13 protein-coding genes are annotated in these 14,429 nt (G+C 68.6%); 1 reads left to right on the plus strand and 12 read right to left on the minus strand.

Going from position 1 to position 14,429, the window contains the following annotated elements; all coding sequences use genetic code 11:
• Positions 1 to 213 precede the first annotated feature (213 nt).
• Positions 214 to 753 carry a manganese efflux pump MntP gene (locus N8I86_RS37485; protein WP_073898618.1) on the plus strand — a complete coding sequence of 180 codons (540 nt, stop codon included), beginning with the start codon at positions 214 to 216 and terminating at the stop codon, positions 751 to 753.
• Between the two features lie 62 nt (positions 754 to 815).
• Here N8I86_RS37485 and pqqE read toward each other — a convergent pair whose 3' ends face one another.
• From pqqE to N8I86_RS37550, 12 genes are all read right to left on the minus strand, one after another.
• On the minus strand, positions 816 to 1,955 hold the full coding sequence (gene pqqE / locus N8I86_RS37490; RefSeq protein ID WP_263279968.1) for a pyrroloquinoline quinone biosynthesis protein PqqE: 1,140 nt from the start codon (positions 1,953 to 1,955) through the stop codon (positions 816 to 818).
• Positions 1,948 to 2,277, minus strand: a complete 330-nt coding sequence (gene pqqD, locus N8I86_RS37495) for a pyrroloquinoline quinone biosynthesis peptide chaperone PqqD (protein WP_073898622.1) — start codon at positions 2,275 to 2,277, stop codon at positions 1,948 to 1,950. Before pqqD ends, pqqE begins: the two co-directional genes overlap by 8 nt.
• Before the next feature lie 2 nt (positions 2,278 to 2,279).
• Entirely contained in the window at positions 2,280 to 2,978 is a 699-nt protein-coding gene (gene pqqC / locus N8I86_RS37500; RefSeq protein ID WP_073898624.1) for a pyrroloquinoline-quinone synthase PqqC, read from the minus strand.
• A gap of 4 nt (positions 2,979 to 2,982) precedes the next feature.
• Positions 2,983 to 3,870 (minus strand): pyrroloquinoline quinone biosynthesis protein PqqB, encoded by an 888-nt coding sequence (pqqB, locus tag N8I86_RS37505; protein WP_073898626.1) that lies wholly within the window; start codon positions 3,868 to 3,870, stop codon positions 2,983 to 2,985.
• A 108-nt stretch (positions 3,871 to 3,978) separates the two neighbouring features.
• Complete coding sequence (gene pqqA / locus N8I86_RS37510) at positions 3,979 to 4,110, minus strand: pyrroloquinoline quinone precursor peptide PqqA (RefSeq protein WP_073898628.1); 132 nt, start codon at positions 4,108 to 4,110, stop codon at positions 3,979 to 3,981.
• A 46-nt stretch (positions 4,111 to 4,156) separates the two neighbouring features.
• Positions 4,157 to 5,866: a PQQ-dependent dehydrogenase, methanol/ethanol family gene (locus tag N8I86_RS37515; protein ID WP_073898629.1), complete on the minus strand. Its 1,710-nt coding sequence runs from the start codon at positions 5,864 to 5,866 to the stop codon at positions 4,157 to 4,159.
• A gap of 22 nt (positions 5,867 to 5,888) precedes the next feature.
• The gene (locus tag N8I86_RS37520; protein ID WP_073898631.1) at positions 5,889 to 6,350 is read right to left on the minus strand and encodes an MSMEG_3727 family PQQ-associated protein; all 462 of its coding nucleotides are present in this window, start codon (positions 6,348 to 6,350) and stop codon (positions 5,889 to 5,891) included.
• A 541-nt stretch (positions 6,351 to 6,891) separates the two neighbouring features.
• Complete coding sequence (gene katG / locus N8I86_RS37530; protein ID WP_404830893.1) at positions 6,892 to 9,111, minus strand: catalase/peroxidase HPI; 2,220 nt, start codon at positions 9,109 to 9,111, stop codon at positions 6,892 to 6,894.
• Positions 9,112 to 9,171: 60 nt separating this feature from the next.
• Positions 9,172 to 10,539, minus strand: a complete 1,368-nt coding sequence (locus N8I86_RS37535) for a DNA-binding protein (protein WP_241841284.1) — start codon at positions 10,537 to 10,539, stop codon at positions 9,172 to 9,174.
• 605 nt (positions 10,540 to 11,144) lie between these two features.
• Positions 11,145 to 12,065: an MBL fold metallo-hydrolase gene (locus tag N8I86_RS37540; RefSeq protein WP_263279969.1), complete on the minus strand. Its 921-nt coding sequence runs from the start codon at positions 12,063 to 12,065 to the stop codon at positions 11,145 to 11,147.
• A 195-nt stretch (positions 12,066 to 12,260) separates the two neighbouring features.
• Positions 12,261 to 13,241, minus strand: coding sequence for a cation diffusion facilitator family transporter (locus N8I86_RS37545; protein ID WP_073898638.1), 981 nt, complete (start codon positions 13,239 to 13,241; stop codon positions 12,261 to 12,263).
• 157 nt (positions 13,242 to 13,398) lie between these two features.
• Positions 13,399 to 14,346: a phosphotransferase family protein gene (locus N8I86_RS37550; RefSeq protein WP_073898640.1), complete on the minus strand. Its 948-nt coding sequence runs from the start codon at positions 14,344 to 14,346 to the stop codon at positions 13,399 to 13,401.
• Positions 14,347 to 14,429 lie beyond the last annotated feature (83 nt).

Here is a 14,429-nt window from a genome sequence, read left to right on the forward strand (position 1 = left end):
AGCCTCACGCCCTCTGTCAGGGGCGGACGGGCCGGGTCGCCGTTCCAGCGTCCGTTTCTGCTATTCGGCTTCGTACTCGGCTAATTCGCCCCGGAATTTGGCTTTCCAGTTTATCAGTCGACCGGGCTGAGATACTCTGTAGAACATGGTGGAGGTGAGCCGAGGCGGAGTCGCATTCGCCGACGCCGGTCGTCATCGGGCAGTGGCGTCGCCATGATCTGGGAGATACTGGTCCTGGGTTTTGTACTCAGTCTCGATAATTTCCGGGTATCGATCGCGCTCGGCACGGTCCCATTTGGTTTGAAGCGCGCGGTGCAGGTCGCGCTGACCTTCGGACTGTGGGACGCCGTTATGCCTTTGGTCGGGCTGTTGATCGGTCACCAGATCGGGGAATCCGTAGGGGACGTCGCCGATGTGGTGGGCGCGGGCGCGCTCGGCGGGTACGGCCTCTATCTCGTCATCTCGTCCCTTCGGAACCCCGAGCCGGACGAGTTGGACCACCCGTGGGCGTTGTTCGGCATTCCGTTGACGCTGAGCCTGGACAATTTGTTCGCAGGTGCGAGCCTGGGAGTCCTTGGTATCTCGCCGTGGTTCTCGGCCGCCACTTTCGGCGTGATGACAGCAGTGTTGTCGCTGGTCGGTCTGCAGCTCGGGCGGGCCGCGGCGCGGCTCATCCGGATTCGCTCGGACCTGTTGAGTGGGGTCACCTTGATCATTGCCGCAGCGGCGCTGCCGTTGTGGTTCGGCAACTGACCCGCTCCGCCGGGAGGCGGTCGGCCTGCAAAGGGGCAACGGAAAGGCCACCGACCTGCGGGTCAGCCCTGGTGGCCTCGACCGCCTCGGCGACCCTGTGGCGGGGCGATAGCCGGCAGCCCGGGCCGGTGCGGGCGGGGGATCAGCGGAGGATCGTCGGACCGCGAGTCGGCGTTGGCGGCTTCGACCGCCCGGACGACGAGGTCGTGGTCGGGGGACAGGTAGCAGACCGGGTCGGTGCGGGCCGCGTCACCGGTGAGCAGGAACGCCTGGCAGCGGCACCCACCGAAGTCCAACTCCCGCCGGTAGCAGCTCCGGCAGGGCTCCGGCATCCAGTCGGTCCCCCGGAACGCGGTCATTATGGGGGACTCGGCCCAGATCCGCTCCAGCGGCTCGTCCCGGACGCTGGCCCGCGGCAGCGGCAGGGGTTGGGCGGCCGGACAGGGCAGGACGTCACCGTTCGGCGTCACGGTCAGCTGCCGGGAGGCCCAGCCGCCCATGCAGGGTTTCGGGAAGCGGCTGTAGTAGTCGGGGATGACGTAGATGACGTCCATGCGGTCCCGCAGCCGCTCGCGGGCTGCCCGCACGACGACCTCGGCCGCCTCAAGCTGGGCCCGGCTCGGCAGCAGCGCGTCTCGGTTTCGCCACGCCCATCCGTAGTACTGGGTGTTGGCCAGCTCCAGCCGGTCGGCGCCCACGTCTTCGGCCAGTGCGAGCACGTCGGCGACGCGGTCGATGTTGTGCCGGTGCAGCACCACGTTCATGGTGAGCGGCCAGCCCAGTTCCTTGACGACGCCCATCGCCTCGATCTTGCGTTGGAAGGAGGGGGTGCCGGCGATGCGGTCGGACACGGTCGGCTCGTCGGCTTGGATGCTGATCTGAACGTGGTCCAGGCCGGCGGCCCGTAGCTCCTCGGCTTTCGAACGCGAGAGCCCGAGGGCGCTGGTAATGAGGTTGGTATAGAGGCCCACGTCGTGGGCGTGCGCCACGATCTCCCCCAGGTCGCGCCGCAGCAGTGGCTCCCCTCCGGACAGGTGACATTGGAGAACGCCCAGTTCGCTTGCCTCGGCCAGCACGCGCCGCCACTCGTCGGTGGTCAGCTCGTCCTGGTAGCCGGCCATGTTCAGCGGGTTGGAGCAGTACGGGCAGGCAAGCGGACACCGGTAGGTGAGCTCGGCGAGCAATCCGAACGGGCTATCCATCGGTGAGCTCCAGCCAGCGCCGGGAGACGAGCTGGGTCAAGAACTGTCGCACCTCGTCCTCGGAGACGGCCTGGTAGCGCGCGCCCAGCTCGGTGACGATCTCGGTCACGGTGTGCCGCCCGTCGCACAACTCGATGACAGCCCCGCCGCTGCCGTTCAGAACCACTACCGTCTCGGGGTGCAGCAGAATCCGACGCCTCCTGGTCCGGCAGAAGGCCAGCCTGACATGCCGCGGCAACCGGGGCCGGTCAAAGTCCGACACTTCGACGCCGGGTCGGGTCCTGGTACCGGTCTGGGTCGTTCCGGTAGGGGGCGGGTCCATGGTCACTCCGGGTAGGCCTGGTCGATTGCGTCCATCAGGCTCCACAGGACGTCGCACTTGAACGACAGCGCGTCGATGGCACGGGCCTGGGACTCGGCGGAGAGGCAGTGCGCGGTGACCACCTCGAGGGCGTGTTCGCAGTCGCGGGGTGCCTGCTCCAGGCGGGAGCGGAAGTAGGCAAGGCCCTCGGGGTCGATCCACGGGTACCACCGTTCGAAGGCCTGCAGCCGCGCTGCCATCAGGTCGGGCGCGAACAGCTCCGTGAGCGAGGACGCTACTGCCTCCACCCACGGGCGTGCCCGGGTGAAGTTCACATAGGCGTCGACGGCGAACCGCGCACCGGGTACCAGGTGCCGGTGGTCGCGGATCTCCTCGCGGGTCAGCCCCGTGGCTTCGCCGAGGCGCAGCCATGCCTCGATGCCGCCCTCGCCGTCGGCGGTACCGTCGTGGTCGATGATCCGTCGGATCCAGCGGCGGCGGACCTCGAGGTCGGGGCAGTTGGAGAGGATCGCGGCGTCCTTGCGGGGGATGTTCTCCTGGTAGTAGAAGCGATTGGCGACCCAGCCACGGATCTGCCGGGGGCTCAGCCTGCCGGCGTTCATCCGGACGTGGAACGGGTGATGGTCGTGGTATTGCCGCGAGTGGGCCCGCAACGTCTCGACGAAGCCGTCGGCGCCGGTTCTCGTAGTTGTCGTCGTCACGGCTCTACACCTGGACCTCGAGGCCGTCCATGGCCACTTGCATGCCGCTCTCCTCTACGGTACGCCGCTCGGGTGCGTCCTCCAGGAGGATGGGGTTGGTGTTGTTCATGTGCACGAAGATCGTCCGTCCCGCACCCAGCGACGGGAGCTGCGCCAGGCTGCCGTCCGGGCCGTCGATGGGCAGGTGGCCCATCTCCCGGGACGTCTTGCCGGACAGGCCGAGCCGTACGAGTTCGTCGTCGCGGTAGCAGGTCCCGTCGATCAACAGGCATGCGCAGTCCTCGATTTCCGCGCGTAGCGCCGGCGTCAGCGATTGCACCCCGGGCAGGTACACCAATGTCCTCCCGCTGCGCTGGTCGGTCAGCCGGTAGCCCACGACGCGACCATGGTCGACCCCGGCTCCGAACCGGGCGCGTTTGGTGGTGGGCACGTCGAAAACCCGGCAGGACAGCCCGTCTGCCAGGTCGAGGTCGGCTCCGGGGGTCGCTGCATGCCACTCGACCGGGCAGTAGCGCTCGAGCGTGCGTAGAATCCCCGAGCCGTCGCACAGTGTCTTGTGCGTGGCGGGTGTGGTGTACAGCCGCAGGGCGCGGGCCTCGCGCAAGAGAAGCAGGCCGAGCGTGTGGTCCAGCTCGGAGTCGGTGAGCAGCGCCGCCTCCAGCGGCGTCGTCCGGTCGCCGCGGGGGTGCAGGGCGGGGAAGGCCTCGATCTGGGTGCGGACGTCGGGCGAGGCGTTGATGAGGAACCACCGGCGGTGGTCGGCACTGACCGCGACCGACGACTGGGTGCGCGCGAGGCCGGTCCGGGAGCGGACCGCGGCGCACACCGGGCAGCCGCAGTTCCACTGCGGGGAGCCGCCCCCCGCCGCCGAACCCAGCACGCGCAGCAACACGCCAGCACTCCGTTCGTCGAAGTCCGGTCCGTCGCCGGCATGGCCGTTCGGGGGCCGTGCCGGGCTGTCCGAGGGCGCCGGATCAGGTCCGACGCCGCCCCGGATCCGCTACTCCTCCAACTGATCGAGGTACATGGTCACCTCGGCCGCGACAGCGATCTCGTCGAACTCGGGCGTCTCCCACGCGGCGAGTTGAGACTGTGTCTCGGGGGTCTCCCACACAGTGAGCTGGGGTTCCATCGATTCACCTCCTTTCTGCCCGAATGCGGCAGGCTGCGGTCATGCGCTACGCCGCTTCAGGGAGGGCGAAGACGATCAGGGCGCTTCCGTGGCCCGCGCCGAGCATGCCGGGGAGGAATCCCTCGGCCCAGCCGCCCCATCCGACCGGCACGGCGATGTACTGCCTGTTGTCGACCATGTAGGTGGTCGGGCTGCTGTGGTGGCCGCTTCCGCATTGGAACTGCCACAACAGTTCACCGGTGCGGGCGTCGAGTGCGTTGAACTCGCCGGAGGCTTCGCCGGCGAACACCAGGTCGCCGCCGGTGGCCAGCACCGAGGCGCACATCGGAAGTTCGTTGCGCCAGCGCCACTTCTCCTCGCCGCCTGCGTCGAACGCGCTGATGGACCCTGCCATGTCCTCGATGTCCACCTGAACGCCCGCGCCCCAGTACGGAATGCTTTCCTTGAACTCTCGGCGTCGCCGCGTGGCGGTGGCGCCGGTGTCTTGGACTGGGACGTAGAAGAGTTCGGTCTTCGGGCTGTAGGCCGCGTGGGTCCATTCCTTGGCGCCGGCCGGACCCGGGTAGAAGTGGACTGGTTCTCCCTCCTTGTCCGGGTACACCTTGGCTGTCACCTGGCCGTCCCTCGTGATCGCCCCCCACGTGATCCGGTCCACGAACGGCGTGATCTGTACTCTTTCGCCGTTCGTGCGGTCGAGTACGAAGAAGTAGCCGTTCTTGTCGAAGTGCCCGAGCAGTTTGCGCCCGTCGTGCTCGAACAGGATGCACTCGGCGATGCTGTCGTAGTCCCACAAGTCGTGCGGGGTGCACTGGTAGTGCCAGCGGATCTGACCGCTGTCCACGTCGACGGCGATGATGCTGTCCGTGAAGAGGTTGTCGCCCTCGCGGACACCTCCGTCGAAGTCGGGTGCCGGGTTGCCGGTGCCGACGTACAGCAGGTTCGTCTCCGGGTCGAAGGTGCCGGTGACCCAGCAGTTCGCCCCGCCCCGTGCCCAGGCCTCGCCGTCGGCGGGCCAGGTCTCCGAGCCGGGCTCCCCGGGCTTCGGCACGGTGTAGCAGCGCCATTGGTGCTCGCCGGTCTCGAGGTCGAACGCGTCGAGGTGGCCGCGCACGCCGAACTCGCCGCCGGAACTTCCCACGATGACCATGGACTTCACGATCAGCGGGGCGACCGTGGCGCTCTCCCCGGCTCGGACGTCTCCGTAGGTCTTGTCCCAGACCCGCTTGCCGGTGGTGGCGTCGAGCGCGAGCACACGAGCGTTCGCCGTGACGAAGAAGACCTTCCCCTGAGCCACGGCGACCCCACGGTTCACGTTCCCGCAGCACAAGGACACGTCGAAGGGGACCGCATGCTTGTACCGCCAGATCTCCACACCCGTCTTCGCGTCAAGGGCCCAGACCCAGCCGTCCCAGCCGGAGAGGAACATGACCCCGTCGACGACGATCGGGGCCGCCTCGAACGAATAGGTCGACGCGCCCGCGATCAGGCCGGTGGTGCCGGCCTGGAATACCCAGGCGGGGACCATGCGCTTGACGTTCTCTGTGTTGATCTGGTCCAGCGGGCTGTACCGCTGCCCGTTGTAGGCGCCGTAGTAGGTGAGCCAGTTCTGGGGTTCCTCGCGGGCGTTGAGTATGCGTTCGTAGTCGACGCCGGCCACTACCGGCGGCGCGACCTCCCCGCCCGCGACCTTGCCGCTCAGGGCTCCCTGATCGACAGCCTCACCCGCGTCAACATAGTCGGCGTAGTCGACGGTCATTTCCTCCACCTCCTACTTGTTCCTACGGCCGCGGCTGTTCGGGACGGTCGAGGCGAGCCTCTGGCGGAGCGTCCCCCAGGACGACGATGGCCCCGGTCAGCCCCCGCCCCTCGTCGTTGCCGGTGGGCGAGGCGTACCAGTAGTAGCCCGGCCCGTCGAGGTTGAGGTGCGCGTGTCCGTGCGAATGGTTCACCAACCAGATGAATTTCCGGTCGCCATTGCTCGGCAGGAGCGCGCAGTGCGTGTTCTGGTCGTCGTTGACGAGCTCCAGTTCGATATCGCCTCCGTGGGGCATGACCAGAATGGAGGGATCGAAGGTCAGCTCGTCCGGGTGGATGCGAATGGTGGCCTCCATATGACCATCCGATTTCTCGGTGGCCTGGCCAATGCTTCCGGTTCCCAGCACTTGCCCCAGCGCTGCTTTGTTCTGTGCGGCCAACCCGATCTTGTCCAGCAGGTCGGCTCGCTCCTGCGCGGTCGTCATAGGGGCTTCACTCCCCTCATCTCGAATCTCTGCGTCCAATTCGCATAGATCGCGCTGAAGGAGACACCTCGCCGGCCGGGGCGTTTTGTCGCTCGGCAGGAATATTCTCTCCGAATTTAGAGCCCGCTATGCCAAGTGAATCAGACCGAGAAGGGTGAGAAATTTGTACTCAAAAGGCACGCTACGCCGGATGGATCACACCGACAAGGGTGAGCTCCAGTTCGGGCGACTCATGCCGCTCGTCCGCGACCAACTACCGTTCGTCCTCGGATAGCCGCCGTTGGGAGGAGTCGGCTGCACTGCACCGCGTCGCGCTGTGATGCGGCCGATCTGGCGGCCTGCTCGGTCTTCGCGCAGCAGGCGGCGCGGGCTACCTCGTCGATCCGTTGCTCGTGTTCGGCGCGCAGCCCGGTGCGGAAGTCGAAGCCCTCGCGCAGGAGTGTTCCCACCTGCGCCGGCAGAACCCGGTCTGATCGCGCGCCTCGTTCTCCTCGCCCCTGGAACCCGCCCCATAAGACAGCCACTAAACCTCGATGGAGGATCATACGAGGTCGTACCGATCAAGGTTCATGACCTTGTCCCACGCGGCGATCCAGTCCTGCACGAACTTCTCCTGTGCATCGTCGCTCGCGTAGACCTCCGTGACGGCGCGCAGCTCGGAATTCGAACCGAAGACGAGGTCGACCCGGCTACCGGTCCACTTGACCTCGCCGGTGGCGCGGTCGCGACCCTCGAAGGCTTCCCCGGCCGCGGATGTCGGCTGCCATTCCGTGCCCGTGTCGAGCAGATTCACGAAGAAGTCGTTGGTGAGCGACCCGGGCACCGAGGTGAAGACGCCCAGCGGCGACCCCTGGTAGTTGGCGCCCAGCACGCGCAGGCCACCCACAAGGACGGTCATCTCGGGCGCGCTCAGGTTCAGCAGGTTCGCGCGGTCGACCAGCAGGTGCTCCGACGGCAGCCGGTTGCCCTTGCCCCGGTAGTTGCGGAACCCGTCCGCTTTCGGCTCGAGCGGGGCGAAGGACTCCGCATCGGTCCACTCCTGCGTGGCGTCCGTGCGTCCCGGAGTGAACGGGACTTGAACGTCGTAGCCGGCCGTCCTGGCCGCCTGTTCCACGGCGGCAGCTCCGCCGAGCACGATGAGGTCGGCCAGCGAGATCTTCTTGTCCCCGGTCTGGGAGCTGTTGAAGGACTCCTGAATCCCCTCCAGGGTGTGCAGCACCTGTGCCAGCTTGTCGGGGTCATTGACCTCCCAGTTCCGCTGCGGCTCGAGGCGGATGCGCGCGCCGTTCGCCCCGCCACGTTTGTCGCTGATGCGGAACGTCGAGGCCGACGCCCATGCGGTCGAAACGAGCTGGGAGACCGACAGCCCGGAGGCGAGTATGCGGCTCTTGAGCGCGGCGATGTCCGCCGCCCCGACGAGCTCGTGGTCGAGCGCGGGGACCGGGTCCTGCCAGCGCAGCGTTTCCCGGGGCACCAGGGGGCCGAGATAGCGCTGGATCGGGCCCATGTCGAGGTGCGTCAGCTTGAACCACACCCGGGCGAACGCGTCCGCGAGCTGGTCGGGGTTCTCCAGGAAGCGCCGAGAGATCGGCTCGTAGACCGGGTCCGATCGCAGCGCGAGGTCCGTCGTCAGAATCGTCGGGGCATGTGCCGTCGACGGGTCGTGGGCGTCGGGCACGGTGCAGGCCCCGCCGCCGTCCCTCGGGATCCATTGCCACAGACCGGCGGGGCTCAGCTCCAGGTCCCACTCGTAGCCGAACAGGGTCTCGAAGAAGCTGTTGTCCCATCTCGTCGGGGTGGGAGTCCACGTACCCTCAAGCCCGCTGGAGATGGTGTCCCTGCCCTTTCCGGTGCCGTAGCTGCTCTTCCAGCCCAGGCCCTGCTCTTCGAGGGGCGCGCCCTCGGGTTCGGGGCCGAGGTACGCCTCCGGGTCGGCCGCGCCGTGGGTCTTGCCGAACGTGTGGCCGCCCGCGATCAGCGCGACGGTCTCCTCGTCGTTCATCCCCATGCGCCGGAACGTCTCACGGATGTCCCGGGCCGCGGTGAGCGGGTCCGGGACGGTGTTCGGTCCCTCCGGGTTGACGTAGATCAGGCCCATCTGGACCGCGGCGAGAGGGTGCTCCAGCTCCCGGACGCCGACGTGGCGTTCGTCGCCGAGCCAGGTGCGCTCGCGACCCCAGAAGATCCCTTCGTCGGGTCCCCAGACCTCCGCCCGGCCACCGGCGTAGCCGAAGGTCCTGAAGCCCATCGTCTCCAGGGCACGGTTGCCCGCGAAGATCATCAGGTCTGCCCACGAAATCTTGCGGCCGTACTTCTTCTTCGTCGGCCAGAGCAGCCGGCGCGCCTTGTCGAGGTTGCGATTGTCCGGCCAGCTGTTCAGCGGCGCGAAACGCTGCAGGCCGGTGCCCGCGCCACCGCGGCCGTCGTCGATGCGGTACGTCCCGGCGCAATGCCACACCATGCGGATCACGAGCGGCCCGTAGTGGCCGAAGTCGGCCGGCCACCACTCCTGCGACGTCGTCAGCGCCTCGTCGACGTCCCGCGCAAGGGCGTCGAGGTCGAGCGTCCGGAACTCCGCGGCGTAGTCGAAGTCCTCGCCCATGGGGTCGGCAACGCCGCGGTGTGTCCGGAGGATCGTCAGGTCGAGCTGGTTCGGCCACCAGTCGCGGTTGCTCGCGCCCCCGATCGGACAACCGCGGTGCTCGGCCGAGACAGAGAGGCCAAGGCCGCCCGCGCTCCCAGGTTTCATCTCGCCGCTCATGGCGTCCCGACTGTCAGACACGGGAACTTCCTTCCGGACCCATAGGCCGTGCCGGCCTACTCAGATGTCCAGCGCGCGACGCACGGCCGGCGCGTTCCGCCGGGAGACCGGCACCCTGTCGTTCACCCGGCCGTCCATGATCAAAACTAGGTCGCCCTTTAGCCCCCGCTCGATCTCCCGGACGCGGCTGAGGTTGACCACATACCGGCGGTGCACCCGCAGGAAGCCGGAATCCGCCAGCTCATTGTCGAGCTTGTCCAGGCTCAGAGAGGCGGCCCGCAGCCGCCCCTGTTCGGTGGAGAGCCACACGTCGTTTCCCATCGATTCAGCGAAGGAGACTTCCGGCAGCCGCAGCAGCACCATCCGGTTGCCGCGTATCGCGATCAGTCGACGCGGCTGCACCGACGGGTGCGCGGAACCCTCCGCCTGCGGCAACTGTGCCCCGTCGGAGGCACCGAACGAGACCAGGTTGCCAATCAGGTGTCCGGACGAGAAGACGGGTCGGAAACTGATCGATGTCGGCTCGTCGGCGAGATGGGCAAATATCTGCGTCGAGCCGACCCAGTCAGGGTTGTGAGCCGCCTGGCCGGCGGCATACCGGGCGGCCGCGATCAATTCCGGCAGCCCGGGGTTCCATCGCAGTGTGGGGTCGACCGCCGGGGTACATGCCGGGACGCCGAGGAGCACGCTTGCCATGTCGTCGGCGATCACCACCTTGCCCCCGGTGTCCAGCGCGGCGAGCGCCGCACCGGAGCGTCCCCTGGCCTGGGTGTAGGCAGCGACCAGCTCGGCGCCACTATCCCTGGCGCGCCTCCTCAGCGGGTGCTGGGTCATGGTGACCGCCTTCGCCAGCCAGCTTTCCGCGGACGCAGGAAGCTCGCTGCGCCAGCAGCAGATGTTCAGGACCGCGATCGGTTCCGTGGTCACCACGTCACGCACCGCGATACCCGCGCTGAACCAATCGTGGAACGCCCGGCACCAGTGCTCCGCGCCCCGGATCGGTACCGGGCCGTGCGCCTCGAGCGCCGTACCCATGCCGTTCGTACCCACCGCGCACTCGGACCAGCAGAACCAGGGCGCCAGATTGCAGCCGCCGGCTCTGGCGAGCGTGGCTTGATCACCCCACTCGGCGAGTATGCGGCCGGCGGCATCAGTGACGGTGACGACGCAACCGAGGTTGCCCACTTCATTCGCCACGGAGGCGGCACGGAAGCCCAGCTCGGCGAACACGACATCGTGCTCGGGGGCATGGCCGAACTCCGGGAGGGCTACCGGAGCCTCTGTGAGGTGAGGATCGACCCGGTACTGCTCGCGGCAGCGGTGCCAGGAGATCGCCACGAGAGGCCGGACACCCGGGATGTGATCCTCGCCCTGTACGAACCGCTCCCACGCCGCGAGCACGCTGCCGCCGCCCGGGTCCGCCGACATGGGCTCAAGCCGATGTGCACTCCTCATGGTTCAGAACCGCCTCTGGTCCTTCCCCAACGCGCTGCGTCGCGCGCCCTACTGCTTCGTCACGTTCCAGGCCGTGTCACAGACCTCCACCTCCCACCCTAGGTACGGTTGTCGGGCTGCGCACGTCCCTTCCGGGCCGCGTGGGCACGTCGAAGGCGGCCACGCCGACCACACGCACGGGTCTCTTGACCTGCCTGCCCACGGTCATGGCGACCATGATCCGGCTGGCTCAGATGCCTGCGTCGACAGCGAAGACGTCGAGGCCCGCGGCGTGGGCCGGCTTCCACGCCGCGTGCACAGCGGCTGCGCTCGCTGCCTGCTCGGGCGTGTGGCCGTGGGCGATGAGCTAGAGAGATCGCCAGGACGGCGAGCGTTTCCCGCAGGTGTTCGAGCCGGTCGATCTGCGCCAATGCCTCCTGGACGTCCGGCGCTCCGCCAACCGGCCGGGCCGCTCCACTCACCAGCGCACCTCAGCCGGCGCGCGCAACCCCACTGCCGCACCTTCAGTGAGTGGCTCGTCTCGCATCGCTGGCCGGGTAATCGCCGCGCTACGCGGATTCCAGGGGATGCGGGCGAGTTCATGCAAGACCGGCGAGGGGCGCGCTGGTCTGCCAGGAGACGGGCAGGACAACATCGACTCCGTCACGGCGGGCCAGGGGCAGCAGTCGGCTCATGGTGGTGTCGAGGTCGTCGAGCAGGTAGGGCATGGGGCGTAGTGGCCGGTCGAGGCCGAGGAAGAAGTCGTCCCAGTGCACCAGGATGACCCGCTTGGCCCCGGTCGCCGCCACGACCTCGTCCCAATAGGTGTGCACGAACTCGGCGGGCTGTTTGCCCAGCGTGCCGACGCCTAGGTAGACGACGTCGGCGTGGTGACCGCGCAGCGCGCCGGGCCGGTAGTTGGCGCTGGCTTGCAGAAGTACACGGCCGTTGGGGTGGGTGACCAGCACGGAGTGGGCGGTGCCGGTCTTCCAGGCACCGGCGCGGGCCGGCGGGATCAAGGGCTGATCGACGGTGCCGGGGTAGTGGTCGCCCGGGCTGTGCACGGAGTCCAGGAAGGTCAGCGTGAAACTGCCGTACGTCGCGGTGTCGCCGTCGCCGACCACCCGCAAGGACGACTCGGGGACCCCGAGGCCGCGCCCGATGTTGGCGGTGGACTCCGACCCGACCAGCTCTGCGCCGGTCTCCAGCGCCCACACCGGTGCGTCGAGGGCGTGGTCGTAGTGGGAATGCGCGCACACCACGGCGGCCAGGGTGTCCACCCGCAGACGCTCGATGGCGGAACGGACCAGCGCTCGGTTCGGGGCGATCTTGCCCATGCCTACTCGCAGCATCCCCGGGCGGGTGACGAACCCGTCGCTGAGCACCGATGTCTGCCCGTCCGACAGCAGCACTGAACTCGTGCCCAGGAAATGAGCGCTCAGCCCCTCACGGTGCGCTGCAGTGCGCTGCTGGTAAGCCAGGTAGGGCCGCAGACTGGGACGACCGATCAGCACCTTCATACGAGCATCCTCGAACCCCAGTGGCAGGAGCGGCCACCTCCGGACCTCGTGTGCCCTCTCACAACCGGTCCATCCTGCAAAGCCAGTTCAGCACGCGCCGGTGAGCCGCCGCGGGGCCCGGGCTTCCTCTCAGCAGGCGTGACACCGTGCCGCACCGCTTCCCGCGAGTAGGTCGAGGTCTCCGGAAGGCCGTTTTCACGAACCGGGGTTCAGGCCCTCCGAGCGCCGCTGCGCATGCCCGGGCGTCGGGTCCAGATACACCCGGCACACCGCCGGGAACGCCTCGTGCAGTCGCTGCTCGGCCCGCTCACAGGCCCACTCGACCTCGGCGGCGGTCGACAGGTCACGGAAGTCCACCTTGGCCGCCACCAGGGCCTCCCCCGGTGCCTGCACCAGAGTCGTCAGCTCCAGTACCGCCTCGATGTGCTCCACCTGCAGGAGTTCCGCCCGGATCCGCTCCCGCACCGGCCGGGGCAGCGGCCGCCCGATGAGAAGCTCCACGTTCGACCGGCCGAGCACCCAGGCGACGTACAGCAGCAACACGCCGATGGACAGGGAGGCTATGCCGTCCCAGACCCCGGATCCCGTGAGCTGCCCGCCCAGCAGGCCGCCCGCCGCCAGCACCAGGCCGATCAGCGCAGCCGAGTCCTCCAGAACCACCGCCTTCACGGCGGTGTCGGGCGTGTGCCGCAGATAGAGCCGGAAGGGCATCCCGCGGCGGTCCGCGTCACCGCGCGCCTGGCGCACCCCGGTCCGCAGCGAGAAGCCCTCCAGCGCGAAGGCGATCGCGAGGACGATGTACGACACCCGCGGGTCACCGAGCGTCTCGCCCCTGGTCAGGGTGTGGATGCCGTCGTAGAGGGAGAAGACCGCGCCGCCGACGAAGGTGGCGACTGCGGCGAGCAGCGCCCAGACGTAGCGTTCGGGGCCGTACCCGAGGGGATGGTCCTCGTCGGGGGGTTTCCGGCTGCGCTTGAGCGCCGTCAGCAGCAACACCTCGGTGACCGTGTCGGCGACCGAGTGCGCGGCCTCGGAGAGCATGGCGCTGGAGCCGCTGATGAGGCCGGCCGCCACCTTGGCGATCGCGATGCCGAGGTTGGCGAGGGCGGCGACGACGACCGTGAGGGTACTTCCGGCGTCGGTGTCCCGCCGGTCCGGGTGCGGAGCTTTCGCCATGTCCCTCAGTGTTCCCGCGGAACCCGTACCGCGCCCTCCTGGATGACCGAGAGGGTAAAGGCGCCGGTCCTGTGAATACATGTGGGCCTGAGTCGGGGGCGTAGGGCATCACACACCGTCACCGGAACCTTCCGGCCGCCCGGCTGGCCGTGGTGGGTCACCGGTGCAGGGACTCGGCGACGGCCGGGTCCTCGAGCACGGTGACGCACCAGGCGAAGTGCTCGTCCCCGCCGCCCGGCGCGAAGGCGTCGCTCGTGGCCATCGCATAGGCGGCCCGGTACAGCAGGAGGTCGTCGACCGCGTAGCCGAACTCGTCGGCGAACCGCGTGGTGAGCTGCCGGGTGATCTCCGGGGCGTGCTCGGTGCCCGCCGGGAAGATGGCCGCGGCCACGGCGGCGTCGAACCGGGGGTCCCCGCCCGTGGACAGGAAGCCGTAGTCCACGAGGGCGAGCGGCCGCAGGTCGTCGTCCACCAGCACGGTCTCCGGGAAGATGTCACCGTGGACGACCGCCTCGTCGGTACGGGGCAGCGAGCGTAGCTTCCGAAGCAGCCGGGCGCGCGTGTCGTCGAAGTCGTGGACCTGCGTGGAGAGCCGGTCCGCGCAGCGGCTGACCCGCCGGTCCACCAGGTCCGCCAGGGCGGATCCGAAAGTGGTGTGGCCTTCCCACAGCGGGCGCTCCTCGTCCAGCACAGGAAGGTGTTTGACCTCGTCGACGTCATGGGCGTCCGCGAGGGCGCGCAACACGGCGACCAGGCAGTCGACCGCTTCGGGCAGCACCTCGTCCGGGTCGTCGGTGCGGATCCTGCCCGCCAAGGGCTCGCCGGTCAGCTCCCGCTCCACGGTCATCGGGACACCGTCCATGTCCTCGACGGCGAGGATCTCCGGGGCGCCGAACGGCAGGTGCGCCGCGGCATCGGCGTAGAAACGCTGCATCCGCCGCAATTCGGATCCCCGTCGGCGCTCCCACACCTTGGCCACCGTTCCGTCGCCGAGTCGGTACACGGCTCCCTCCACCGCCGCCTCGACGAGCCCGGCGTCGGGATATCCGGCGTCGAGGAAATGTCGTACGCGCCGGGCTGTGGTGGCCTGTGTCGCATCGGACATCTCGTGCCTCCTTCCGCCCCCGGAGTGAACGACCGGCCGCTCGTCGGGGCCGCCGGGACCATCTCCCACCGTAGGCCCCTCGC

The organism is Streptomyces albidicamelliae (assembly GCF_025642175.1).
Classification (GTDB): Bacteria; Actinomycetota; Actinomycetes; order Streptomycetales; family Streptomycetaceae; genus Streptomyces; species Streptomyces albidocamelliae.